Origin of the sequence: Mesorhizobium sp. C416B, assembly GCF_030323165.1 — a bacterium.
Lineage (GTDB): Bacteria > Pseudomonadota > Alphaproteobacteria > Rhizobiales > Rhizobiaceae > Mesorhizobium.
Window position 1 is genome coordinate 757,414 of the sequence record NZ_CP100471.1, and the last position, 22,276, is coordinate 779,689.

The window sequence follows — 22,276 nt, forward strand, 5'->3', positions numbered from 1 at the left end:
CCAAAACCACAAGTTGTTCTCAAGGTTTTTTTAGCTCTCTTTCTGCTATCGTCATCGCGGAAGCTTGTGGGAAACCCGATGAACGAGACCGACCCCACGCGCCGCTTTTCGGCCGATGCGGTGCGCAAATTCGACAGTCCTGCCGAGAGCCCCACGCCCGGCGGCATGAACAGTGTTGCCCGCCAGGTCGCCTCGCAATACCGGCGCGATACGATGTCGCCGGTCATGGTCAGCGGCGTATTGCGCATCGTCGAATTCGGCTTGCTGTTCCTGTCGGGGCTCGCGCTCTACTTCCACTTTGTCGGCTTCTTCAACTATCTCGCCTGGCAATATCCGCTGACCATTGCCGCGGCGTCATTCGTGGCCGTGGTGCTGCTCGACGTCAGCGATTGCTACCAGATCTCCGCCTTGATGCGACCGATCTCCAATCTCGGCCGCGTGCTGATGGTCTGGGCCGGCACCTTCGCGCTGATGGCGTTGACGGCCTTCATCATGAAAATGTCGGAGGATTATTCGCGTCTGCTGTTCGGCACCTGGTTTGTCGTCGGCCTGCTTCTGCTGTTCGGCCTCAGGCTGGTGATGTCGAAGCTGATCCGGCGCTGGGCGCGCAACGGCCGCATGGAACGCCGCGCCGTCATCGTCGGCGGCGGCAAGGCGGCCGAGATGCTGATCCGCTCGGTCGAGAAGCAGCCAGACAACGACATCCGCATCTGCGGCATCTTCGATGACCGCGGCGACAAGCGCTCGCCGCCGATCGTGGCCGGCTATCCCAAGCTCGGCACCATTTCGGAGCTGATGGAATTCGCTCGCATCGCGCGCATCGACATGCTGATCGTGTCGCTGCCGCTGACTGCCGAAACGCGCGTGCTGCAGCTGCTGAAGAAGCTCTGGGTGCTGCCGGTCGACATCCGGCTCTCGGCGCATTCGAACGCTTTGCAGTTTCGCCCGCGCGCCTATTCCTACATCGGCTCGGTGCCGATGCTCGATATCTTCGACAGGCCGATCAACGACTGGGATTCGGTCGCCAAGCGCGCCTTCGACATCGTCTTCTCGCTGATCGGCATTGTCCTGTTCTCACCGGTGATGCTGGCGACGGCCATCGCCATCAAGCTCGACAGCAAGGGTCCGGTGCTGTTCAAGCAGAAGCGGCACGGCTTCAACAACGAGATCGTCGAAGTCTACAAATTCCGCTCCATGTATACCGACCGGTCGGACCCGACCGCCAAGCAGACGGTGACCAAGAACGATCCGCGCGTCACCCGCGTCGGCCGCTTCATCCGCAAGAGCTCGATCGACGAGCTGCCGCAGTTCTTCAACTCGCTGTTCGGCACGCTGTCACTGGTTGGCCCGCGCCCGCATGCGATTGCCGCGCAGTCGCACAACCTTCTCTACAATGAGGTGGTCGACGGCTATTTCGCCCGCCACAAGGTCAAGCCCGGCGTCACCGGCTGGGCACAGATCAATGGCTGGCGCGGCGAGATGGACACCAATGAGAAGATCCGCATGCGCACGGAATACGACCTCTATTACATCGAGAACTGGTCGATGCTGTTCGATCTGCGCATCCTGCTCATGACGCCGCTGCGGCTGCTCAATACGGAAAACGCCTATTGAGCGCGATTTCCCATGATTTGCCGCAGGCTGCGGTCAATGCCAAGCTGATCGCGCTGATATCGTCGGGCGCGGTGTTTTTCGGCGTCTTCCTGTCAGGCTTCGTCATCGACGAGCCGGCGCCCTACGATCTTTTCATGGTCGGGCTGATCGGGGTGTGGGTGCTGTTTGGCCTGCGCATATCGCGCGCCGCCGTGCCGCTGCTCGTGCTGCTGATCACGATGAACATCGGCGGCATGATTGCCATGACGCAGATGGCCGATCTCGCCAACACACCGCTCTATCTCGCCGTCTCGCTGTTTCTTGCGTTCACCGCGGTGTTCTTCTCGTCGGTGACGGCGGTGCAGCCCGGCCTCTACCGGCTGATCTTCATCGCCTATGTCGTCTCCGCGGTGGTGACCTCGCTGCTCGGCATTGCCGGCTATTTCCACGCTTTCCCCGGCGCTGAAATCTTCACCAGATACGACCGCGCCCAGGGCGCCTTCCAGGATCCGAACGTGTTCGGACCATTCCTGGTGCTGCCCGGCATCTATCTGCTCTATCTCCTGTTGACCGGCTCGATCACGCGCATGCCGCTTCTGGCGGTGCCGCTGCTGATCATCACCGCCGGCATTTTCTTCTCCTTCTCGCGCGGCGCCTGGGGCATGTTCGCCGTCTCGGCCATCCTGCTCACCGGCGCCCTGTTCCTGCAAAGCAACAGCGGCAAGTTCCGGCTGCGCGTCATCATCATGAGCATTGCCGCCGTCACCCTGCTGGTGGTCGCCATGATCGTCATCCTGCAGCTGCCCGGCGTCGGCGAGATGTTTTCCAGCCGCGCCCAGCTCGAACAGAGCTACGACACGGCGCGCCTTGGCCGCTTTGCCCGCTACACGATCGGCTTCGAGATGGCGCTCGAACATCCGCTCGGCATCGGCCCGCTGGTATTCGGCACCATTTTCGGCGAAGACACGCACGACATCTGGCTGAAGACGCTGATGGATTATGGCTGGCTCGGCTTCGTCTCGTTCCTGTCGCTGACGCTGTGGACGATCGCGGCCGGCTTCCGCATCCTTTTGCGCGACCGGCCATGGCAGCCCTATCTGCTCTGCGCCTACGTCGCTTTCATCGGCAATATCGGGCTCGGCACCTTCATCGACATCGACCACTGGCGCCATGTCTACCTGCTGCTCGGCCTGATCTGGGGCGCGATCGCGCTGGAATACAGGCATCAGCGCGGGTTGCGGGCGGTGGCGGCAAGCTAAACCGACGGAAACGCCGCCGAGTTCGGAAGACCCCGCCCTGCTGACGGATTGTCGGGATTTCCTCTATCTCGCGATGCCGGCAACCCGCTCGGGGTATTGCACTGCCAGCATCGATTTGTCGGCGTGATCGGCGAAGATAGCGCTGACCTTTTCGGCGTCGAACCGCGCCCGTCGCTTGCGCTTCTCGTCGTTCAGCAAAATCCCGCTGATGGCGTCGAACTTGCGGCCGAGGTTTTTCAATATGCCTCTCTTGACCGGCCAGTTGCTGCTGAAACGGCCGGCCCAGGGCGTGCCTTTCGCCAGATCGCGATAGATCGCCATGGCCTCGACCTCGACCCCGATGGGTGGACGGTCCCAAGGTTTGCCCCAGGCGAAGTGGCGGGCGTAGCAGCGGGTGAAAGGGATCTGGCTGGTGTAGTTGGTCATCACGTTCCAGAACGGGTGCATCGTCTGCCACCTGCCCTCGAAAGCCACGTTCAACGCACCTTGATCCATTCCGTAAACCTGCTCGGAGGCCAACTGCCGGGTACGCTCCAGAAGCCCCTCCTGCCTGACCAGCGGCATGTTGAACACCAGCACGCCGGCATTGAACTTCGGCGCCCCTGGCTGCATCGGCAAATGCTGTCGATACTTTGCGTCGAAATAGGTCTGCTCGTCGTGTGCGGCCAGCAGCGGAGCGTTGAGCGGGGTGTTGCAGAGGTCTTCTATCGATCGGTTGAAAAGCACATCGGCGTCGGAATAGGCGATGCGGTCGTATGGCTCGAATTGAGGCAATTGATCGGCGAACAGCCTGATGTAGGTCGCAAGCGTGGGATGCGTTCCACGATTGAAGTTCGTCGCCTCCATGAACTTCGTTACGTCGATGATGCCGATCCTCCCCCCGAGCAAGCGCTCGCCGATAGCCCGGTCTTCGGCGGGAATAATACCGGTGTGCAGAATAAAGCCGTCGACGGGGGCGGAGACGTCCAGCGCGCGGCGTGCCGCCAGACAGGCAAAGGGGAAGAATTTCTGGTCTGCGGCGAAAAAGAAACACGATTTTTGCGACATGTCACACCACCCGCTGCCTGATTCCTCAGCCGTCAGTGCTCGTTTCGGCTCTCAGTCGAATCCGCCGAGTACTTCCGGAAACTGCACAGCCATCGCCCCGGCGTCAGCATGCTCGGCATATATCTTATGCACCTTGCTGCCGTCATACCGTGCTCGCCGCCGATACCGATCCTTGTTCGGCAACATCCCCATCATGCCGTCGAACCTGCGGGCGAACCGCCTCATGACGCCCCGCTCGAAGGGAATACGCTGCCGGAAGGGCTCAAGCCACGGCGTATCCCTTGCCAGATCGCGCCAGACGGCAAGCGCCTCGGGCTCCACGTCGACCTGGCTCCCCCATGGCTTGCCGCCGGCGAAATGCCGCGCATAGGCTTGGGCGAAGCGGAATTCCTTCGTATCGTTGGACATCAAATTCCAGTTCGGGTGCATCGTCTGCCACTTACCCTCGAAGACGATGTTCAGCGCGTTCTGATCGTTCATCTGCCCGGCAACGGCGACATCCCTGGCGCGGTGCAAAAGTCCCTGTTGACGCACCGGCGGCATGTTGAAGACGATGATGCCGGCGTTGAAATAAGGCGCCCCCGGCTGCATCGACAGTTTGTCCCGATAGCCCGGGCGGAAATACATGTAATCATCGTGAGCGGCCAGCAACGGAGCATGAAGTGTCTGGCCCACCAGGTCGCCGATATCTCGATTGAACAGGACATCACAATCGACATGGGCGATGCGGTCATAGTCCGCGAACTGAGGCAGTTGGTCGGCGAAGAGCCGAACAAAGGTGCCGACATTGCTTGGCCGGAAAGTATGGCCGGCGTCCGCAAAAAGCGCCGATACGTCCATTATGCGGAGGCGATTCTTCAGCAGGCGTTCAGCAACACGCATATCGGCATCACGTGCGCCGAAATGCAGGATGAAGCCTGGCGTTGCGTCTCCCGAAACATCCAGAATTCTGCGCGCCGCCAAGCATGCATACGGAAAATACTTGGCGTCGGCCGCCAGAAAAAAACAGGAATTTGCCACACGCAATCCTTCGTATCGATATTGGGCGAGCCATATCGCCTTGCCGTTGCGGCGACAAGGCCGAATGCCTGGCGACTTTCAGGTCCGGCGCGCCGTTTTAGCGCTTGCACCATAACCCTTGAAAATATATGGCTTTGCGCGGTCCGGAGTGTAGCGCAGCCCGGTAGCGCACTTGACTGGGGGTCAAGGGGTCGTCGGTTCGAATCCGGCCACTCCGACCATTTTTAGACAGGACTTGCCCCCAAAGGTCCTGCTTCTCAAATCACCAACATTCATCCTTGGCACACATCGACCCATTCGGCGCCGACAATCTGTGCCATGCGCTCAGGGCTCAGCCGCACCGCGGCGTTGGTGGCGCCGGCCGCGGGCACGACTTCATCGAAGGCGCGCAGCGAGACGTCGCAATAGACCGGCAGCGGCGCCGGCAGGCCGAATGGGCAGACGCCGCCGACGGGATGGCTAGTAATCGCGACAACCTCGTCGGCGTCAAGCATGCGCGGCTTGCCGCCGAAACGGTCCTTGAATTTGCGGTTGTCGAGCCTAGACGTGCCGCCGGCCACGATCAGCATGGTCTCACCGCCAACGCGCAGGCAGATGGTCTTGGCGATCTGCGCCGGCTCCACGCCATGCGCCTCAGCCGCCAGCGCCACCGTCGCCGAACTCGCTTCGGTGACGAGCACTTCGACATCGGGCGCATGGGCAGCCAGGAAGGCGCGCACGGATTCAAGGCTCATCTCGGCATTGTCCCATTCGAAAATGCGGTTAGCGTTCACACTGGATAGCTTCACGCTCGGTCGGCGGCAACCTCCCCGCCCCCTCGACGGCTGCAGCGGTACCAGGCCGGGCGGGTCGCGCCGCATGTCGGCAATGGAAGGCGCATCCCCCGCGCGGGAGATGTGTTCGGGCTGCTGCCTTGGTAGGTCGCAATGGGGCCGGCGCTGATGCTGTGCTCCCACGACCAACCGGAGAGATCATCATGCTCAAGCTCGCCTCGGCTCTGGCGCTGCTGCTTGTCGGGACGGCGCCGCTGCTTGCCGACGACATGCCGATAAACGCGGACGCCATCGAATGGGGCCCTGCTCCTGCTGTCCTGCCCGCCGGCGCGGACATGGCTGTCATCGCCGGGGACCCCTCGAAGGATGGCATCTACGTGCTGCGGTTGAAGCTGCCGGCCGGCTACAGGATTGCCGCGCACAACCATCCCACCTCGGAATATGTGACGGTGATTTCCGGCAATTTTCATATCGGCATGGGCGACAAGCTCGACGAGACCAAAGGCATCGAACTGACCGCCGGCGGCTTCGGCGTAGCCCCACAGGGAATGAACCATTACGCCTGGACGACAAGCGCTACGATCGTCCAGGTTCATGGCGAGGGGCCGTTCGCGATCACCTACGTCAACCCGGCGGACGATCCGAGCAAGAAGTGACATTCGCCGTTGGGCGAATGCAACAAGCCCGCCAGGGCAAACCATGGCGGGCTTGTTGAACGACGCTTGGCCGTTGTTTATGAAACGGACCGGTTTTCCACAGGCGCCGTGGGCGCCGGGGCATCGATCAGGGCCGTTTCCGGCAATTGCAATGCTGCGGCGATCCGGCGAAGTTTTGTCGGATCGGTGTCCTTGCCGCTCTCTATGTCGGCAATCTCGCTGGTCGACAGACCGCAGGTCAGGGAAAGCTCTTCAATACTGTATCCCTTTGTCTCCCGGATGGCTTTGAGGCCGGGGTGCTCAAGCGCTACATCGGCCGCAACATCGGCCGCCAGCCTGGAGAAGGGTTCGTGTTTTGCAGTTTGGGGCATTGGCAACTCCATGGGGCTAAAGAGTTTTGGATCAAATGATAGGGTGTTGCCTGAGAGCCGGGACAATGCCCGCTTGACGGCGATTTGCCAAGGCCCAAACCGACCGTCACAGCATCGTGAACCGGCGTCAAAACCGCAGGCGCCAGGGCACATATAGGATCTCCGCCCCGATCTCCCAATCAAGTTCTTTTGAAGGGCCGCACGCCGAAGTGTTCAGGGGTTTTGCGCCGCTCGCGCGTTAGCCTGATGTTGCTGGCAGCCGCATCGGGCCAGCTTTTCCCAAGAGGATCAGATCCATGACATTCAAGACATCAGCCATCGTGCTCGCCACGATTTCAGGCCTCGCCGGCGCGAGCATGGTCGCGTCGCAAGCCGCCGAGGCCGTGCGCATTCGCGGCACGGTGACCGCCTTTGCCGGAGCGACGCTGACGGTGAAGACCCGCGAAGGCGCTACCGACGCCATCGCGCTGGCTGAAGGGTGGAAGATTTCCGGCGTCGCCAAGGCGGATGCCGGGGATATCAAGCAAGGCGATTTCCTCGGCATTGCCTCTGTTTCGAAGGCCGATGGCGGCAGCGGCGCGCTTGAGGTGGTGATCTTCCCGGCCGCGCTGAAGGGCGCCGGCGAAGGCGACCGCCCGTGGGATCTCGAGCCCAACAGCCGGATGACCAACGGCACGGTCGCCGATGTCACCGAGATTGCAGGTCGCACGGTGACGCTGACCTACGACAATGGCCAGAAAAAGCAGATCGCGATCCCGCAGACGACGCCGGTGGTGACCTTCGCGCCGGCGACGCCCGCCGACCTCAAGCCTGGCGCTGTGGTGTTCGTCAACGCCGAGCGCGGCAGCGACGGCAAGCTGACCGCGGGCCGGGTCGTTGTCGGCACCAACGGCGTCATTCCGCCGATGTAAGTTGCCGACGAAGCCGCCAGACACAATCCAGAAACAAAATTCTACAGTCCGGAAAAACTGTCGAAAAGTTCGGAGGCGATAGTCATGACTGCGGGGTTCACCGGCACCGATCTTGCTCGGTGACGGCCAAATTCAGCCCGCGCAGAAAAGGAAACGAAGTCATGAAGAAGTCCCTCCTGTCGGCTCTCGGGCTGGCTTTTGCCCTGGCTGTCTCTCTGCCCCTCATCGGCGCCAGCAGCGCCGACGCAGCACCGCTGCACAAGAAGCATCACCACCATCATCATCATCACAACAAGCATCACCGCCATCACCATCACCACCGCCACCACCACAAGGTGGAGGCCAAGAAGGCCTGACACGGCCGACTTGCCCAACGGGAAGGCTGGCCCTGGAGTCCTCGTCAAGGCCGCCTTCCCGTTGATTTTTGCCAGGCGACACGTGGAAAAGCTGAAGGCAGGATTCGATGGCGCCCATGCGCCAGAATGCGAGCAACCACAGCGCACCCAACGAACGTATCAGGCGCAAGGCCGACAACACAGCGGTAGCCAGCTGCAGGACACCCCGGGTCTCTCAATGCCGTCGGAACCCGCTAGGACGGCGCCGCGAACGCGAGCACTATTGCGATCAAAATCAAAAGCGGCCCCATCCATTTGAAATGCTTCGCGACCTGCAGCCACCATGGCTGCTGACCTTGCTGGGCCTGAAAAGGACTTTGGAGCAGCCCAAAACCAACGCCTGTCATCCACAACCCAGCGCAGAACATGATGAACTCGTCGATGTAATTTGCGACCACGCCCGTCTCCTCCGCCGGTACCTTTGGACTGGCGTTATAGTCGCAGCCGGGAGTGGCAGAAAGCGCGGTGCCAAGTGGCGGCAATGACTGCTGCCGCCACCTGACAAGAGCTGGGGGCGGACTCGGTCTTGGCTGGCCATTTGGGCACGCCACCGTGTGACCTTCGCATGGGATGCCGCGCTGCTACGTCAGCGCCCTTCACGCGAAATGCATGATCGATGCCCGCCCCGCCAGGCGCCGTCCGTTGGCGAAGGCTAAAAATCGACGTCGCAAAAAAAGGCGAAGAAAATTCGAACCACGCATGAACCTTTGCTTTGGAGGCCGCACTAACCGGCATGGACGCCGAGAAGGCGATCCCAACACAGAAGGACGCCATGGTGGCGATCCTCGATCCAGAGAAGGAAATGCTCAAATGACCAACTTCAAGCGCATCACGCTCGCCGCGGCCCTCATGGTCTCGGCCTTCGGTTCGGCTTCCGTTCCGACCTCGGCTTTCGCCAACGGCACGCATCCCACGGGCGACGGCGGCGCGGTTTGCAAGGGCTCCGGTCATTGCCTGGTGCTCTCGATCGAGTGCAAAGGCACCTATACCGACGCCACGGACAAGAATGGCACTGTCTATGGCAAGTGCAGCCAGACCGCGCAGGTTTCGCCGCAGGCCAAGATCAAGCTCGCCAAGTAATCGGCCGCAGATCAGGGAAATGGCGGTCGTCCGCGGGACGGCCGCCATTTTCTTTTTGTTTTCGTGAATTGTTTTAGCGCCGGCTGAGCAACAGGCTGGCGAGAAGGCCGACCACGACCAACCCAACAGCAGCGGCTGTTGCCGGACGATCGCGCGCCGTCTTTTCGATCGCCCTGCCCTGCTTCCTGATCGCCGGCAACGCATCGCTGACAAGGTCGGCAAGCTGCCCATAATAGTCCGAAGCGGCATCGCGCCCGTCCTCGTAGTAAGCACCGCCGCGTTTGGCCACGACTTTGCGCAACGCGGCGAGCTCTTTGGAAAGGGTCGCGACCTGCTTTTCGAGATCGAGATCGGAGAGGGTCGAAAGCGATACCATGATTGTTTTCCTTCTTTTTGAGAGAAGGCCAAACGCATGGCCGCAGAACCGGTTCCGGTCTGCTTGCCCGAGACAGCGGAAAGGTTAGCGCACCTGGTCGAGCAGGCGCTTGCACTCCAGGAGGTCAAACAGCGCCTCCTGCAGCAAGGCCCGGTTGTCGCGCGACAGTTTCGATGCGCCGGGCTGGACCGGACCTTCCTCCTCGGTCTTGCCCAGGCCGAAAAAGCGGCGGCTGGGTTTTACCTTGGGCTGACCGACCAGCATCTCGTCATCCATGCCGCGCGGCTGGGCGGCTGGCGTCAGCGGCACCTGATCGGCCTGCCTGCGCTGCGAGATCGCTTCGACGGCAGCCATGTCGCCATTGCCGATGGCGACCAGGAAATGGTTGCCGTTCTCGCGCAGCAGTTTCTGCACGCCCTTGATCGTGTAACCCTGGTCGTAGAGCATGTGGCGGATGCCCTTGATCAGTTCGACATCCTGCGGCCGGTAGTAGCGGCGGCCGCCGCCGCGCTTCATCGGCTTGATCTGGTTGAAACGGGTTTCCCAGAAGCGCAGCACGTGCTGCGGCAGATCGAGATCCTCCGCGACCTCGCTGATGGTGCGGAAAGCGTCGGGGCTCTTGTCCATGGGCGAAATCCTCACGCTGGACGGCGATCCGGCCCAGTCTGCCGAATCGGGTATCATTTCAGCGGTTTATGAAACAATATTCAAGCCCGGCGTCAAAACGGCCCGGCGTTTTCAACCGAAGCCTGCGGCAGAACCTATTTGCCGCCCTTGGCCTTGCTGTTCTGGTGCGAGCGCAGGATACGGCTTTTCAGCACGTTCGACGACTTGAAGGTCATCACCCGGCGCGGCAGGATCGGCACTTCCTCGCCGGTCTTGGGATTGCGGCCGATGCGTTCGTTCTTGGAACGGACGTGGAAGGTGGCGAAGGACGACAGCTTCACCGTCTCGCCGCGTACGATGGCTTCACAGATTTCGTCCAGCACCGCTTCGACGAGTTCTGCCGATTCAGTGCGTGACAAGCCGACCTTACGGTAAACAGCTTCGGCAAGGTCGGCGCGCGTAAGTGTCTTTCCCCCCATGCGACCGTCCCATCAGTTCAAAAACCATAAATCGATACAGGTAAAGGCAGAGCCTAAGTAATTGATCCGGCAAGGTCAAGGACCGAAACCGGACCGTTCGGCACTTACCAGCGAACGAGAACCGCGCCCCAGGTGAAGCCGCCGCCCATCGCTTCCAGGAGCACGAGATCACCCTTCTTGATGCGACCGTCGGCGACAGCCACCGAAAGCGCCAGCGGCACGGAAGCAGCCGAGGTGTTACCGTGCAAATCGACGGTGACCACCACCTTTTGCTCAGCAATCCCGAGCTTCTTGGCCGAAGCGTCAATAATGCGTTTATTGGCCTGATGCGGCACGAACCAGTCGAGGTCGTCGGCGGTTATGCCGGCCTGCGAAAACGTCGCCTCGATAACGTCGGTGATCATGCCGACGGCGTGCTTGAACACCTCGCGGCCTTCCATCCTGAGATGGCCGACCGTGCCGGTGGTCGAGGGACCGCCATCGACGAAAAGCTTGTCCTTGTGGGCGCCGTCGGAGCGCAGGCTCATCGCCAGCACGCCACGGTCGGCAATGCCGCCGGTGCCCTCATCCGCTTCCAGCACCAGCGCGCCGGCGCCGTCGCCGAACAAGACGCAGGTCGAGCGGTCGCTCCAGTCGAGGATGCGCGAAAAGGTCTCCGCGCCGATCACCAGCACGCGCTTGGCGAGGCCGCCTCTGATGTAGAGGTCGGCGGTGGTCACCGCATAGACGAAGCCCGAGCACACCGCCTGCAGGTCGAAGGCAAAGCCGTGATGCATGCCGAGCCGGTTCTGGATCTCGACGGCGGTCGCCGGAAAGGTGTTGTTGGGCGTCGAGGTCGCCAGCACGATCAGGTCGATGTCGGCAGGCTTAAGACCAGCATTGTCGAGCGCTGCGCGCGCCGCCGCCTCGCCCAGGGATGCCGTCGTCTCGTCATCGGCGGCGATATGGCGCTGGCGGATGCCGGTGCGCTGGGCGATCCACTCGTCCGAGGTCTCGACCATGCCTTCGAAATCGGCATTCTTCATGATGCGGCGGGGCAGCGCAGCACCGGTGCCGCGCACGACTGATCTGATCAAAGCTCTTTCCTATTCCTTTTCGTCGACGGTGGCGTCGGATTTCCTGCTTGCCTGGGCATGCGGGTTGCGCGCATGGAACAGGTCGAGATCGGCCTCGATGCGGTCGATCAGATTGTTGCGCACCATATCGTAGCCAAGCTCGATGGCCGCCGCGAAACCGTCCGAATCGGCGCCGCCATGGCTCTTTACCACGATGCCGTTCAGACCCAGGAAAACGCCGCCATTGGAGCGGCCCGGATCGAGCTTTTCGCGCAGGCGGTCAAAAGCGCCCTTGGCGAAGACATAGCCGATCCTGGCCATCAGCGTGCGGTTCATCGCGGCGCGCAGATAGCCTGAGATCTGGCGCACAGTGCCTTCTGCCGTCTTGAGCGCGATGTTGCCGGCAAATCCTTCGGTGACGACCACGTCGACCGTGCCCTTGCCGATGTCGTCACCCTCGACGAAGCCATGATAATTCATCGAGGCCATGTTGGCCTCGCGCAGCATGCGCCCGGCTTCCTTGACCTCTTCCTGTCCCTTGATCTCCTCGACGCCGACATTGAGCAGGCCGACTTTCGGCCGGTCGATGCCGAACACCGAGCGCGCCATGCCGGTGCCGAGAATGGCAAAGTCGATCAGCTGGTGCGCATCGGCGCCGATGGTGGCGCCGACATCCAGCACCACGCTCTCGCCGCGCATCGTGGGCCAGATCGCCGCGATCGCCGGACGGTCGATGGTCGCCATCGTGCGCAGGCAGAATTTCGACATCGCCATCAGCGCGCCGGTATTGCCGGCCGAAATGCAGGCCTGCGCGCTGCCACTCTTGACTGCTTCGACAGCCTTCCACATCGACGACTTCCAGCGGCCGTGGCGCAGCGCCTGGCTCGGCTTGTCGTCCATCCTGACCGCGACTTCGCAATGGTGGAACTCGCTGACCTCGGCCAGTTTGGGGAATTTGGCGAGTTCGGGGCGCACCAATTCCTCGCGCCCATATATGACGAAGCGGATGTCGGGACGCCTGACGGCGACCGTCATGAGTGCCGGGATGACCACGTTTGGCCCGTGATCGCCACCCATGGCATCGATGGAAATCCTGATCACGCGGTCTTTATCTCACTAGCTTGGGCCAGGGCACATGGCCCGCGAAAGAAATACTAAACTCGCGAAATTCGGGGGCTCGCGAAGGTTCGGCGAAAATAGCGGTTTTGGGCTCCCGCACAACCGGCTTTTCTCCGATCGCTTCGTGTTTTAGGATTTTCCAAGCAAGGATCGCAGCTTTTGCTGGAATTCATTCTCGACGGGCTCGTTCGGGCCGGCGGCATCGAGCGAGGCGCCTGCCTTGCGCGGATAAGGATCGATCGCCAGCCCGAAGAACTGTTCGGCGAGCGCGCCGACGTCGATCGTGTCGCCGGAGAATGTTTCCGGGCCGTCTGGCCCGTCGGCGTCGAGCAGGATCTCGCCGCCGCCTTCGAACCCTTGCCGTCCGAGCTTGGATTGCTCCGGCAGGAACAGCGCCTCGACCTCTTCGTCGATATGGGCCGCGACCGGCTCAAGGGTGACGATGCAGGCCTGGGTGATATCAGCCTCGACGCGGCCGCTGACCTTGACGCCATTGCGCTTCCACGGCGCCACCAAAAGCTCAGCACGGTAGTTTTCGACAGAAAGCAGCTCGTGCTCGCGCCCAAGCATTACGCGCTGCGCGGCGTCGGCGTCGATCACCACCTGCAAACCTTTGTGCGGCAGGCGGCCGACATTGGCCGCGAATGAGACCGGGCTAGGCGTGTCCACATGTTTCATCTTGGTCTCCCCTCCTTACTCCGCTTTCGCGACGGGAAACGCCACGGCACCGGAAACGACCGATTCGGACGGCTGTGCTTCAAGCTGCCTTGCGGCATCGATTACATAGGACGCCAGCGGCAGGGCTTGCGGCCAGGCGCCGGCATCGGGTCTGACATTGCGCGCCAGGGCGGCAGCAAGCGCGTCGCGGTCGCTGCGTTCCAGCGCGTCGTCATAGGCGGCGGTACGGCCGTAGAACATTTTGGCCAGCCTCTTCATGCGCTTGGGCACGCCGACATCGCCAACGCCCAGTTCCCGCAGCGAATGCTCGACATCGAGAAAGAACTCGTCGATCAGCACCTGCGCGACCTCATGCGCGACGCCCTCTTCGCCGCGCAGCCGGTGCTGAAACAGGAACATATGCAGCGACAGCATCTCGAAACGGCCGAGCGGCGTATCCGGCACATTCCAGTGGGAATAAAACACGGTCTGCCGCGCCGCCGCCACGATTTGTGCGTAAAGCGCCTCGGTGATAGCGCGGTTGGCGTTGCGTTCGCGGCCAAAAAGGCGCTGGAACATTGAGGGTGGTCTCCTGGGGACCGATTGTTTGAATGGGCCTTGTTGCATCGGCAAGCAAGCTGGTTTACCGGTTTTGCCGCCCAGCGCAAGTTGCGGCCAGCTAATGGAGTTGTTGTTGCGCGCGCTGAAATTCAAGTCGACTTTTCTGCCTGGGGCCACCGCCGCGGTTTCGCTGGTGCTGGTGGCTTCCGCGCTGTCGGGCTGCAATTCGTCCAAGATGTTCGGCGACCTTAACCCTAGCGAGACGCTGACGCAGGGCTATGTTATCGACCAGCAGGCGGTCGATTCGGTGCCGGTGGGCTCCAGCCGCGAACAGGTGCTTCTGGCGCTCGGCACGCCATCGACGAAAGCCACCTTCGACAATGAGGCGTTCTATTACATTTCGCAGACGCGCAAGCGCTATGTCGCTTTCGACAAGCCGCGCCTGGTTGACCAGAAAGTGCTCGCGGTCTATTTTGGCGAGGACGGGCGCGTCACCCAGATTGCCAATTACGGTCTGAAGGACGGCAAGATTTTCGACTTCATCTCGCGCACCACGCCGACCGGCGGCAAGGACCAGAACTTCCTCAGCCAGATCATCAAAGGCGCCAGCAAGCTGGCGCCCCCCATTCCTGGCGGCGGCGCCTAAGAAGCGACCGCCTTCCTCAGATTTTTGCTTCCCCCGAAGCGACACCATCTCAGGCGACCAAAAGCCCGCGGGAGCGATCCTGCGGGCTTTTGTTTTGAGGTCATGCGGCCGCAACACCCGTCGCGCTTTGCCGCGCGTGGCCTGTTCGGCCGCCGGGCTCCAGCGAGGCGCGGTGCACAGCCGCACTCTGCCGCGCTTCCGAAGGCGTCATGCCAAAATGCCGGCGGAAGGCGTGGTTGAAGGTCGAGAGATCGCCGAAGCCGGCGTCGAAGGCGATGGCGCCGATGGTGCGGTGTGCCAGGCGCAGGTCGGATAGCTTGCTGCAAACCAGCGCCAGCCGCCGGCCAAGCACGAACTGCGACAGCGAGGTACCCTCACCCTCGAACAGCTTTCTGATATAGCGCGCGCTGACGCGGTGGCGCCCGGCCAGCGCGTCGGACCCGACATCGCCGGAAGCCAGATTGCTTTCGATATCGGCTTTGATGGCGCGCAGCCGCGCGGCGCGTATGCCGCGGCCTGCGGCGACCTCAGTGGCGTCCTGCGTTGCCCCGATCACGACCGCGACAAGGTCCTGTATGTGCTTGGCGGCAAGCCAGCGCAATTCGGACGCGGCCAGGTTCGGCTCCTGCATCAGCAGACGGACATAGCTGGTCAGCAGCAAGAACTTTTCGCCCACGCATGACATCGGCGTCATCAGGGCGGCATCCGCATTCGCAGCCATGGGCCCGAGCGCTGCCTTGGGGATGGTGATGAAGAGATGACGCGACATCGCCCGCTCGATCACATGCGGATCAGAGGAGGACAGAAGGATTGCCTGGCCGGCCTCGATGCTGGCCTCGCGGCCGAGATGCGAGAAGGTGGCAGCGCCCTCCAGACACATGAAGAAAATGTAGTCATCGGTCCCCTTGGCCATGGCGCTGGAACGGATGGTGCGGAAGGCGGTGGTCCTCGAATCGGCAATGCCGACGCCCGGCAGCCGCAGGATGGTCGCGTCGACGGAGAGCTTTTCCTCCGTGACGTTAAAATCCATGTCGGTCACCATCCGGCGCAACAGGTCGCAATAGACGTTTCGCCATTCCGCTCGCGGCCACATGGCGGTCGAAAAGCGCGCATACGCAAACTCGGGGGGTCGAATAGTCATGGGGTACTCCCAAGCGATTGTCTTCATTTCACTGTCGTTCGTAGTCGAGGCTCGTTCCATGAACGGCCTCTCATCCGACGGCGGCAATCGGGGGGCACTGGATGGCTACAATGATTTGCGCACTTGGACAAAAGACTATTTACGAAGCTATGGATGAGCTTTGTTCATTCATGCTAAGGAACCCATGGGCAGGATCGGGTAACGGCAAATGACAAGACGGCTTCCACAACTGGAATCCATTCGTGCTTTCGAGGTCATTGCCCGGCTGGGCAGCTTCAAGCGCGCCGGCGATGAGCTGAATGTTACGCCAAGCGCGCTCAGCCACCGCATCGCCGATCTCGAAGCCGATCTCGGCGTGCTTCTGTTCACCCGCCATGTCCGCCGCGTCGAACTAACGCTTGAAGGCGAACGATTGTCCGCGGGCGTGCGACGCGCATTGCTGGAAATCCAGAGCACGGTCGCGAGTGTCGCGCGCAACGAGCGCACGAGGCTGAGGGTCACTGCCATTCCTTCGCATGCCGTACGCTGGCTGGCCCCGCGCCTGCACAGGTTTCGCAAAAAGCATCCCGAAACAGAGATCGACATCAATGCGGATCTTGCAGTCGTCGACCTTTCGCAGCGAACAGTCGACATCGCATTGCGTTTCGGCGGCGGACACTATCCGGCCGTCGAGACCGAATGGCTGATGGCAGATGCGATCTTTCCTGTCGTCAGTCCCGACTATCTCGCCGCCAACGGCCCGGTCAGAGACCAGCACGATGTGCTGCGACTGTTCCGCATCCTCGACACGACGGCCGAAAATGACGAGAGCGGCGCCAATTGGCGCCACTGGTTCGAGAGAAACAATCTGCCGCTGGATACGGTTGGCGACGGCATGAATCTGAATGGCACCTTGTTGGCGGTCGAAGCGGCGGCGAGCGGTCTGGGCGTCGCTATCGCGAGGAAGTCGCTGGTCGAGAGCGATTTGCGGACCGGCAGGCTCGTCCGCCTCCTGACGACGGACATACCGACGAACTGGAACCACTACGTCGTCGTCCACCCGTCCATCTCCGCCTGGGAGCCTGCCAGATCGTTCATCAACTGGCTGAAGGCGGAAGCCGGCGACAACACCGGCGCCGGTTGACCTCGGCGGCCGTCCAGGAGCTCTCATCGGAAGGCGTCGGGGCTCACGGACTCATCGTATCGGCCAGTTGCTCATCCTTGCGGCCCGACTGGTTCGCCGCCTTGGCGGCAAGCGCTGCCGCCATCTGGCTCTCCAGCTCGCGCAGCTTGGCGTCGAGTGTCGCCATGCCGCCCCAGGCGAATGTCGCGCGGTATAGCGGTGCGATCTCGGGCGTCAGGAATTCGACCAGTTTCGTCCTCGACCCAGACCTTGAGCACCTTGAACAGGCGGGCATCGATCAGCTCGCTATGCCAGCCCATGCGGGCGGCAATGCCCTGGATGGTTTCGGTCGAATTGGGCGTGCTGAGCAGCACATGCGAGCCGGAGCGCAGGCGCATGTTCGGGTCGAAGCCGATGCCGAGCGGCGCTTGCTGGTCCAGAACCGTGCCGCACGGCAGGATTTCGATCAGCGAGCCGAAATCGTCGCCGAGGCAGACAAACCATGCGCCCTCAGGAAATGGCGGCGACGGCGCACGAACCGCGGTGGCGACAAGCATTTCGGCAAGGACGCTGGCGACGGCCTGCGGATCGCGGGCGTTGAATGAAGCGTGATGCAGCATGGCAATACTCCTGTTTTCAACGGCGGCGGCCGGCAGAAGTGCCGACCCATGCCGCGGCGTTCCGTAAAAACTGAATCACCGGCTGAGCGTCAGGATGACCGCGGCAAACAGGCAGGCGTATTCGGCCAGTCCAAGCACAAGGCGCAAATTGTGGTTGGCCGCCCAGCTGTCGCGCGTCTGCGCCCAATCATCGGGGATGGTCACCGGCGTCCAGCTCTGCACCTGTTTGTTGAGCGGCACCTGACGGCTGACGGTGAAGCCAATGTCGAGCACCACCAGCGCCGCGGCGACGATGGTCAGGATGCGCGGCAGGCCGGCATCGACCGCAAACATCGCCATCGCCGCGATCAGCACCAGCGTCGTCAGCCTGACGAACGGCATCACGCGGGTAAACGTCCGGTCGCGCATCTGATGCATGGCCATGTACTGGCCGGCGGTAAGATCATCGATGCGAAAATCATGGATTACGCCCGAGACGTAGATGCCGGCAATAATTCCAGCCAGCGCAAGCGAAGCCGTCATCAAAAACATGTCCATGTCTTTTCCTGCCGAAATGCCTTTCCCTGCCCGAAATCGCCGCGAGGGCGAGCAGACACCGCGTCGATCGCAATGTCCTGGCCATGGCCGGGGTATTAAAGCAGGCGAACGGTCCGGGCTTGGGCAGAACGGAACGATGTTTTGGGCAATGCGGCCCTCCGATTGCATCAAAACATCAAGTGCCGTGAGATCGAAACCCATCAGCAAACCTTGACGCGTACTTGCCAGCGACCGGTCAAATTCGTATCAGACCGTGCTGGCCAATGGCGCATCACGCTGAATTGGGAGGAGCATCCGTGCCGGAAAAAACCCGGACAAAACCGACAGGCTGGATGGCGACCGGAACGGCTGACAGCCAAGTGGTCACGCCTGACTGGATGCCCATCGAGCAGGTGACGATCGATGGCGTGAGGGTCAAGGAGATCAGGCCGGTCGCAACCTCCACCGGCTATCTGACCGAGATCTTTCGCGAGGAGTGGGAGCTCGATTCGGAGCCGGTCGGCCAGGTCTTCCAACGCACCTTGTATCCCGGCGCGGTGACGGGCTGGCATGCCCATGCGGTGACGACCGACCGGCTGTTCTGCTGCGTCGGCAGCGTTCGCATTTCGCTGTTTGACGGACGCAAGGCCTCGCCGACCTTCGGCGCCGTCTGGCACAAGATTATCGGCCCGCTGCGCCCGGCGGTCGTCATCATTCCGCCCGGCATATGGCATGGTGTTGTCTCGCTCGGAGCGGAGACGGCGGTGCTGCTCAATCTCGTCGACAAGGCCTATGCCTACGATCAGCCCGACCATTGGCGCCTGCCGCCAGACACCGACCACATTCCCTACAGACTGGTGTAGCGTGGAAGCATCGGCGCAGCGCGACCAGGCCGGCGGCGAACCGCTGGTCTCGATCGTGATCGCGACGCACAACCGGCCGGCAGCGCTGCGGCAGGCATTGACCAGCGTCATGCGCCAGACGTTGCAAGACTGGGAAGCCTTGGTCATCGGGGACGATTGCAGGCCGGATACGGCGGCCGTTGTCGCTGAATTTGACGATGCCCGCATCGTCTACATCGATCTTCCCGTCAATTTCGGCGAACAGTCCGGTCCCAACAATATCGGCTTTGCCAGGGCGCGTGGCCGCTTCGTCGCCTTGCTCAACCACGACGATCTGTGGTTTCCCGACCATTTGGCGGCGACGACCGGCTGGATCGACGCCACAGGCGCCGACGTGGTGCTGGCGCGCGGCGCCGTCATTGGGCCGCCATCGGCGGCAGGCGATCTCGTCAATTCGATCTTCGGGTCGGGCAAGGACGGTTTTTACGATCCGGTAACGACGGAAGGATTTGGCTCGGCACACATGTTTCGCCGCGCTTCGTTCAGCCTGCTCGGACTTTGGCGACCCGCCAGCCAGTGCTTTTGCGAAAGCTCGCAGGACTGGCTGTTTCGGGCATGGCGAAAAGGCGCGGTGATCGCGACGATGCCACACCTCACGGTGATCAAGCTGCATTCCGGCATACGCAAGGGTTCCTATCTCGGCGACAATGCGCAGGAACAGAAGGATCTTCTGGACGCCATGCAGACGCCGGACGCCTTGCGCGTGAAAATCCTTGGCTGCGCGGGCGAACCCATTCGCTTGGCGGCATCGAGTTATCTCAGGCGCAGGCTGATGGCGGCTCTTGGCATCCATCCCCGCGCCCGCGCCTTCCGCCGCAAGTATAAGCGAGGCGCCTTCCTTGCCAAGCTGCGGCGCCTGCGTGGCCTGGCGCCGATGCCTGAGCGCGAGCCCGGCGTGAGCGAATTGCTCGATCGCTACAGCAAGCGTGGCGATGCCGGCAGCGAGCCGGGTGAAGTTTGAACAGACCCCAGCGTGAATCTCAAACAAAAAACCCGCGGGATCGCTCCCGCGGGTTTGTTCCTGAAGCAGTGGCGTTGCCTTAGCCGTGCGCGAGCACGGCCAGCAGCAGAAGCGCCACGATGTTGGTGATCTTGATTGCCGGGTTGACCGCCGGGCCGGCGGTGTCCTTGTAGGGATCGCCAACCGTGTCGCCGGTGACCGAAGCCTTGTGCGCTTCGGAGCCCTTGAGGTGCTTGACGCCGTCCTTGTCGACAAAACCGTCCTCGAACGACTTCTTGGCATTGTCCCAGGCGCCGCCGCCCGAAGTCATCGAGATGGCGACGAACAGGCCGTTGACGATGACGCCGAGCAACGAGGCGCCGAGTGCCGCAAAGGCGGACGCCTTGGAGCCCGAGATCAGCTGCACGCCGAAATAGACGACGAGCGGCGCCAGCACCGGCAGCAGCGAGGGGATGATCATTTCGCGGATCGCCGCCTTGGTCAGAAGGTCGACGGCGCGGGCATAGTTCGGCTTGGAGGTGCCGGCCATGATGCCCGGGTCCTCGCGGAACTGCTTGCGCACCTCCTCGACGATGGCGCCCGCCGCGCGGCCGACCGCCGTCATGGCGATGCCGCCGAACAGGTACGGGATCAGGCCGCCGAAGATCAGGCCGGCGACAACATAGGGATTGGAGAGGTCGAAGGAGACATCGCCCATGCCCTGGAAGTATGGATATTTGTCGCCATTGGCGGCAAAGAACTTCAAATCGTTCGAATAGGCCGCAAACAGCACCAGCGCGCCAAGACCGGCCGAACCGATGGCATAGCCCTTGGTCACCGCCTTGGTGGTGTTGCCGACCGCGTCGAGCGCGTCGGTGGAGTGGCGCACTTCCTTGGGCAGGCCGGCCATTTCGGCAATGCCGCCGGCATTGTCGGTGACCGGGCCGAAGGCGTCGAGGGCGACGATCATGCCGGCAAGGCCGAGCATGGTGGTGACCGCGATCGCCGTGCCGAACAGGCCGGCGAGCTGGTAGGTCGAGATGATGCCGCCGACGATGACGATTGCCGGCAGTGCGGTCGATTCGAGCGACACCGCAAGTCCCTGGATGACGTTGGTGCCGTGACCGGTCACCGAGGCCTGGGCGATGGAGTTCACCGGGCGCTTGTTGGTGCCGGTATAGTATTCGGTGATCACCACGATAAGACCGGTCACAACGAGACCGATCAGGCCGCAGATGAACAGGTTCTTGCCGATGATGGTCATGCCGGCGACGGTGCCGACCTCGCCCCAGCCGACGGTTGCCGAGGTAGCGACACCGAGACCGACGATCGACAGCAGGCCGGTGACGATCAGGCCTTTGTAGAGGGCGCCCATGATCGAGCCGTTGGAACCGAGCTTGACGAAGAAGGTGCCGACGATCGAGGTCAGGATACAGGCGCCGCAGATGGCGAGCGGATAGAGCATCGCCGCACCCAGAGCGGCGGTTCCGCCGAAGAAGATGGCAGCCAGCACCATGGTGGCAACGACGGTCACCGCATAGGTCTCGAAGAGGTCGGCGGCCATGCCGGCGCAATCACCGACATTATCGCCGACATTGTCGGCGATGGTGGCCGGGTTGCGCGGATCGTCTTCGGGAATACCGGCTTCGACCTTGCCCACGAGATCGCCGCCGACGTCGGCGCCCTTGGTGAAGATGCCGCCGCCCAGACGGGCGAAGATCGAGATCAGCGAAGCGCCGAAGCCGAGCGAAACCAGCGCATCGATGACGATGCGGTCATTGGGCTGCAGGCCCATCGGGCCGGTCAGAATATAGTAGTAAATCGACACGCCGAGCAGCGCCAGGCCAGCCACCAGCATACCGGTGATGGCGCCCGACTTGAAGGCGATGTCGAGACCGGCGGCGAGGCTGTTGGACGCCGCCTGCGCGGTGCGCACATTGGCGCGCACCGAGACGTGCATGCCGATGAAACCGGCGGCGCCCGAAAGCACGGCGCCGATCAGGAAGCCGACCGCGGCGGTGATCGAAAGCAGCCACCAGGCGAGCACGAGCACCACCACGCCGACGATGGCGATGGTGGTGTACTGGCGCGCCAGATAGGCCTGCGCGCCTTCGCGGATGGCGGCGGAGATTTCCTGCATGCGTGCATTGCCCTGATCGGCTGCAAGAACCGATCGTGTCGCCCAGATGGCGTAAAGGATTGAAAGCAAGCCGCAGGCGATGACGGCAGAAATGATGGTCATTGCCGAATTTTCCTCGATTGATGGCCCAAAAGAACCCCTCCCTGGGCCGTTGGTGCGGGGAGCGGATAAGCCTAGGCGGAATCCGTCCTTCGCAGCGGTGTATGCGAAACAGGGCTCGGAACGTCAAGATATTGTTCGGTTTTTGCCCCGCTTTCAGCCAAAAGGTTTAGGCCACAACATTCCCATTGCCGATGCCCTGCTATTAGATC

26 protein-coding genes and 1 tRNA gene are annotated in these 22,276 nt (G+C 62.2%); 11 read left to right on the forward strand and 16 right to left on the reverse strand.

Annotated elements, in window-relative coordinates; translation table 11 throughout:
* The first annotated feature begins 78 nt into the window (after positions 1-78).
* Together NLY43_RS03865 and NLY43_RS03870 are read left to right on the forward strand one after the other, a co-directional pair.
* Positions 79-1,614 (forward strand): undecaprenyl-phosphate glucose phosphotransferase, encoded by a 1,536-nt coding sequence (locus NLY43_RS03865; RefSeq protein ID WP_023711534.1) that lies wholly within the window; start codon positions 79-81, stop codon positions 1,612-1,614.
* Positions 1,611-2,852, forward strand: a complete 1,242-nt coding sequence (locus tag NLY43_RS03870) for an O-antigen ligase family protein (RefSeq protein WP_023711535.1) — start codon at positions 1,611-1,613, stop codon at positions 2,850-2,852. The genes NLY43_RS03865 and NLY43_RS03870 overlap by 4 nt, the downstream gene beginning before the upstream one ends.
* A 63-nt stretch (positions 2,853-2,915) precedes the next feature.
* Here NLY43_RS03870 and NLY43_RS03875 read toward each other — a convergent pair whose 3' ends face one another.
* Together NLY43_RS03875 and NLY43_RS03880 are read right to left on the reverse strand one after the other, a co-directional pair.
* A complete protein-coding gene (locus NLY43_RS03875; RefSeq protein ID WP_023700532.1) occupies positions 2,916-3,899 on the reverse strand; it encodes a glycosyltransferase family 8 protein in 984 nt (327 codons plus the stop codon).
* A gap of 51 nt (positions 3,900-3,950) precedes the next feature.
* Entirely contained in the window at positions 3,951-4,919 is a 969-nt protein-coding gene (locus NLY43_RS03880; protein ID WP_023713507.1) for a glycosyltransferase family 8 protein, read from the reverse strand.
* 144 nt (positions 4,920-5,063) lie between these two features.
* Between NLY43_RS03880 and NLY43_RS03885 the strand changes: the two genes are divergently transcribed.
* A tRNA-Pro gene (locus tag NLY43_RS03885) sits at positions 5,064-5,140 on the forward strand.
* Positions 5,141-5,191: 51 nt separating this feature from the next.
* Here NLY43_RS03885 and NLY43_RS03890 read toward each other — a convergent pair.
* Positions 5,192-5,653, reverse strand: a complete 462-nt coding sequence (locus tag NLY43_RS03890) for a YbaK/EbsC family protein (protein WP_023700534.1) — start codon at positions 5,651-5,653, stop codon at positions 5,192-5,194.
* 242 nt (positions 5,654-5,895) lie between these two features.
* On the opposite strand from NLY43_RS03890, the gene NLY43_RS03895 reads away from it, so the two are divergent.
* On the forward strand, positions 5,896-6,348 hold the full coding sequence (locus tag NLY43_RS03895) for a cupin domain-containing protein (RefSeq protein WP_023700535.1): 453 nt from the start codon (positions 5,896-5,898) through the stop codon (positions 6,346-6,348).
* Between the two features lie 77 nt (positions 6,349-6,425).
* On the opposite strand, the gene NLY43_RS03900 is transcribed toward NLY43_RS03895, so the two are convergent.
* On the reverse strand, positions 6,426-6,719 hold the full coding sequence (locus NLY43_RS03900; protein ID WP_023682373.1) for a helix-turn-helix domain-containing protein: 294 nt from the start codon (positions 6,717-6,719) through the stop codon (positions 6,426-6,428).
* 296 nt (positions 6,720-7,015) lie between these two features.
* On the opposite strand from NLY43_RS03900, the gene NLY43_RS03905 reads away from it, so the two are divergent.
* Positions 7,016-7,630 (forward strand): hypothetical protein, encoded by a 615-nt coding sequence (locus NLY43_RS03905; protein ID WP_023700536.1) that lies wholly within the window; start codon positions 7,016-7,018, stop codon positions 7,628-7,630.
* A gap of 161 nt (positions 7,631-7,791) precedes the next feature.
* The gene (locus tag NLY43_RS03910; RefSeq protein WP_032996888.1) at positions 7,792-7,986 is read left to right on the forward strand and encodes a hypothetical protein; all 195 of its coding nucleotides are present in this window, start codon (positions 7,792-7,794) and stop codon (positions 7,984-7,986) included.
* Between the two features lie 233 nt (positions 7,987-8,219).
* On the opposite strand, the gene NLY43_RS03915 is transcribed toward NLY43_RS03910, so the two are convergent.
* Positions 8,220-8,423, reverse strand: a complete 204-nt coding sequence (locus NLY43_RS03915; protein ID WP_023697438.1) for a hypothetical protein — start codon at positions 8,421-8,423, stop codon at positions 8,220-8,222.
* Between the two features lie 412 nt (positions 8,424-8,835).
* Between NLY43_RS03915 and NLY43_RS03920 the strand changes: the two genes are divergently transcribed.
* On the forward strand, positions 8,836-9,105 hold the full coding sequence (locus NLY43_RS03920) for a hypothetical protein (RefSeq protein ID WP_023700538.1): 270 nt from the start codon (positions 8,836-8,838) through the stop codon (positions 9,103-9,105).
* 73 nt (positions 9,106-9,178) lie between these two features.
* On the opposite strand, the gene NLY43_RS03925 is transcribed toward NLY43_RS03920, so the two are convergent.
* The 7 genes from NLY43_RS03925 to NLY43_RS03955 form a co-directional block, all read right to left on the reverse strand.
* On the reverse strand, positions 9,179-9,481 hold the full coding sequence (locus tag NLY43_RS03925) for a hypothetical protein (RefSeq protein WP_023669375.1): 303 nt from the start codon (positions 9,479-9,481) through the stop codon (positions 9,179-9,181).
* 84 nt (positions 9,482-9,565) lie between these two features.
* A complete protein-coding gene (locus NLY43_RS03930; protein WP_023669374.1) occupies positions 9,566-10,108 on the reverse strand; it encodes a MerR family transcriptional regulator in 543 nt (180 codons plus the stop codon).
* Positions 10,109-10,242: 134 nt separating this feature from the next.
* A complete protein-coding gene (locus NLY43_RS03935) occupies positions 10,243-10,566 on the reverse strand; it encodes an integration host factor subunit alpha (protein ID WP_006201891.1) in 324 nt (107 codons plus the stop codon).
* Between the two features lie 104 nt (positions 10,567-10,670).
* The gene (locus NLY43_RS03940; RefSeq protein ID WP_023711538.1) at positions 10,671-11,642 is read right to left on the reverse strand and encodes a beta-ketoacyl-ACP synthase III; all 972 of its coding nucleotides are present in this window, start codon (positions 11,640-11,642) and stop codon (positions 10,671-10,673) included.
* A 9-nt stretch (positions 11,643-11,651) separates the two neighbouring features.
* Positions 11,652-12,722 carry a phosphate acyltransferase PlsX gene (gene plsX, locus NLY43_RS03945; RefSeq protein WP_023700539.1) on the reverse strand — a complete coding sequence of 357 codons (1,071 nt, stop codon included), beginning with the start codon at positions 12,720-12,722 and terminating at the stop codon, positions 11,652-11,654.
* A gap of 147 nt (positions 12,723-12,869) precedes the next feature.
* The gene (locus NLY43_RS03950) at positions 12,870-13,418 is read right to left on the reverse strand and encodes a YceD family protein (protein WP_023711539.1); all 549 of its coding nucleotides are present in this window, start codon (positions 13,416-13,418) and stop codon (positions 12,870-12,872) included.
* A 15-nt stretch (positions 13,419-13,433) separates the two neighbouring features.
* Positions 13,434-13,976, reverse strand: coding sequence for a ubiquinol-cytochrome C chaperone family protein (locus tag NLY43_RS03955; RefSeq protein WP_023700541.1), 543 nt, complete (start codon positions 13,974-13,976; stop codon positions 13,434-13,436).
* 115 nt (positions 13,977-14,091) lie between these two features.
* On the opposite strand from NLY43_RS03955, the gene NLY43_RS03960 reads away from it, so the two are divergent.
* Positions 14,092-14,604, forward strand: coding sequence for an outer membrane protein assembly factor BamE (locus NLY43_RS03960; protein WP_023669368.1), 513 nt, complete (start codon positions 14,092-14,094; stop codon positions 14,602-14,604).
* Between the two features lie 100 nt (positions 14,605-14,704).
* On the opposite strand, the gene NLY43_RS03965 is transcribed toward NLY43_RS03960, so the two are convergent.
* Entirely contained in the window at positions 14,705-15,745 is a 1,041-nt protein-coding gene (locus NLY43_RS03965) for a helix-turn-helix domain-containing protein (RefSeq protein WP_198032064.1), read from the reverse strand.
* Between the two features lie 208 nt (positions 15,746-15,953).
* Here NLY43_RS03965 and NLY43_RS03970 point away from each other — a divergent pair, with 208 nt between their 5' ends.
* The gene (locus NLY43_RS03970) at positions 15,954-16,868 is read left to right on the forward strand and encodes a LysR substrate-binding domain-containing protein (RefSeq protein ID WP_023700544.1); all 915 of its coding nucleotides are present in this window, start codon (positions 15,954-15,956) and stop codon (positions 16,866-16,868) included.
* 71 nt (positions 16,869-16,939) lie between these two features.
* Here NLY43_RS03970 and NLY43_RS03975 read toward each other — a convergent pair whose 3' ends face one another.
* Both NLY43_RS03975 and NLY43_RS03980 read right to left on the reverse strand, forming a co-directional pair.
* Entirely contained in the window at positions 16,940-17,467 is a 528-nt protein-coding gene (locus NLY43_RS03975; protein WP_023700545.1) for a hypothetical protein, read from the reverse strand.
* 75 nt (positions 17,468-17,542) lie between these two features.
* Positions 17,543-18,004, reverse strand: a complete 462-nt coding sequence (locus tag NLY43_RS03980) for an anthrone oxygenase family protein (protein WP_023700546.1) — start codon at positions 18,002-18,004, stop codon at positions 17,543-17,545.
* A 296-nt stretch (positions 18,005-18,300) separates the two neighbouring features.
* On the opposite strand from NLY43_RS03980, the gene NLY43_RS03985 reads away from it, so the two are divergent.
* Together NLY43_RS03985 and NLY43_RS03990 are read left to right on the forward strand one after the other, a co-directional pair.
* The gene (locus NLY43_RS03985) at positions 18,301-18,846 is read left to right on the forward strand and encodes a dTDP-4-dehydrorhamnose 3,5-epimerase family protein (protein ID WP_245264036.1); all 546 of its coding nucleotides are present in this window, start codon (positions 18,301-18,303) and stop codon (positions 18,844-18,846) included.
* A gap of 1 nt (position 18,847) precedes the next feature.
* Positions 18,848-19,846 (forward strand): glycosyltransferase family 2 protein, encoded by a 999-nt coding sequence (locus NLY43_RS03990; RefSeq protein WP_023700548.1) that lies wholly within the window; start codon positions 18,848-18,850, stop codon positions 19,844-19,846.
* A 79-nt stretch (positions 19,847-19,925) separates the two neighbouring features.
* On the opposite strand, the gene NLY43_RS03995 is transcribed toward NLY43_RS03990, so the two are convergent.
* Positions 19,926-22,067, reverse strand: a complete 2,142-nt coding sequence (locus NLY43_RS03995; RefSeq protein WP_023689501.1) for a sodium-translocating pyrophosphatase — start codon at positions 22,065-22,067, stop codon at positions 19,926-19,928.
* Between the last annotated feature and the right edge of the window lie 209 nt (positions 22,068-22,276).

What these genes read in the sequence shown, in the direction of transcription:
- NLY43_RS03975 (WP_023700545.1), bottom strand. Translation starts at nt 17,467, where the DNA reads ATGCTGCATCACGCTTCATTCAACGCCCGCGATCCGCAGGCCGTCGCC.
- NLY43_RS03995 (WP_023689501.1), bottom strand. Translation starts at nt 22,067, where the DNA reads ATGACCATCATTTCTGCCGTCATCGCCTGCGGCTTGCTTTCAATCCTT.
- NLY43_RS03905 (WP_023700536.1), top strand. Translation starts at nt 7,016, where the DNA reads ATGACATTCAAGACATCAGCCATCGTGCTCGCCACGATTTCAGGCCTC.
- NLY43_RS03895 (WP_023700535.1), top strand. Translation starts at nt 5,896, where the DNA reads ATGCTCAAGCTCGCCTCGGCTCTGGCGCTGCTGCTTGTCGGGACGGCG.
- NLY43_RS03935 (WP_006201891.1), bottom strand. Translation starts at nt 10,566, where the DNA reads ATGGGGGGAAAGACACTTACGCGCGCCGACCTTGCCGAAGCTGTTTAC.
- NLY43_RS03980 (WP_023700546.1), bottom strand. Translation starts at nt 18,004, where the DNA reads ATGGACATGTTTTTGATGACGGCTTCGCTTGCGCTGGCTGGAATTATT.
- NLY43_RS03925 (WP_023669375.1), bottom strand. Translation starts at nt 9,481, where the DNA reads ATGGTATCGCTTTCGACCCTCTCCGATCTCGATCTCGAAAAGCAGGTC.
- NLY43_RS03875 (WP_023700532.1), bottom strand. Translation starts at nt 3,899, where the DNA reads ATGTCGCAAAAATCGTGTTTCTTTTTCGCCGCAGACCAGAAATTCTTC.
- NLY43_RS03890 (WP_023700534.1), bottom strand. Translation starts at nt 5,653, where the DNA reads ATGAGCCTTGAATCCGTGCGCGCCTTCCTGGCTGCCCATGCGCCCGAT.
- NLY43_RS03965 (WP_198032064.1), bottom strand. Translation starts at nt 15,745, where the DNA reads ATGACTATTCGACCCCCCGAGTTTGCGTATGCGCGCTTTTCGACCGCC.
- NLY43_RS03920 (WP_023700538.1), top strand. Translation starts at nt 8,836, where the DNA reads ATGACCAACTTCAAGCGCATCACGCTCGCCGCGGCCCTCATGGTCTCG.
- NLY43_RS03950 (WP_023711539.1), bottom strand. Translation starts at nt 13,418, where the DNA reads ATGAAACATGTGGACACGCCTAGCCCGGTCTCATTCGCGGCCAATGTC.
- NLY43_RS03955 (WP_023700541.1), bottom strand. Translation starts at nt 13,976, where the DNA reads ATGTTCCAGCGCCTTTTTGGCCGCGAACGCAACGCCAACCGCGCTATC.
- NLY43_RS03970 (WP_023700544.1), top strand. Translation starts at nt 15,954, where the DNA reads ATGACAAGACGGCTTCCACAACTGGAATCCATTCGTGCTTTCGAGGTC.
- NLY43_RS03910 (WP_032996888.1), top strand. Translation starts at nt 7,792, where the DNA reads ATGAAGAAGTCCCTCCTGTCGGCTCTCGGGCTGGCTTTTGCCCTGGCT.
- NLY43_RS03865 (WP_023711534.1), top strand. Translation starts at nt 79, where the DNA reads ATGAACGAGACCGACCCCACGCGCCGCTTTTCGGCCGATGCGGTGCGC.
- NLY43_RS03900 (WP_023682373.1), bottom strand. Translation starts at nt 6,719, where the DNA reads ATGCCCCAAACTGCAAAACACGAACCCTTCTCCAGGCTGGCGGCCGAT.
- NLY43_RS03930 (WP_023669374.1), bottom strand. Translation starts at nt 10,108, where the DNA reads ATGGACAAGAGCCCCGACGCTTTCCGCACCATCAGCGAGGTCGCGGAG.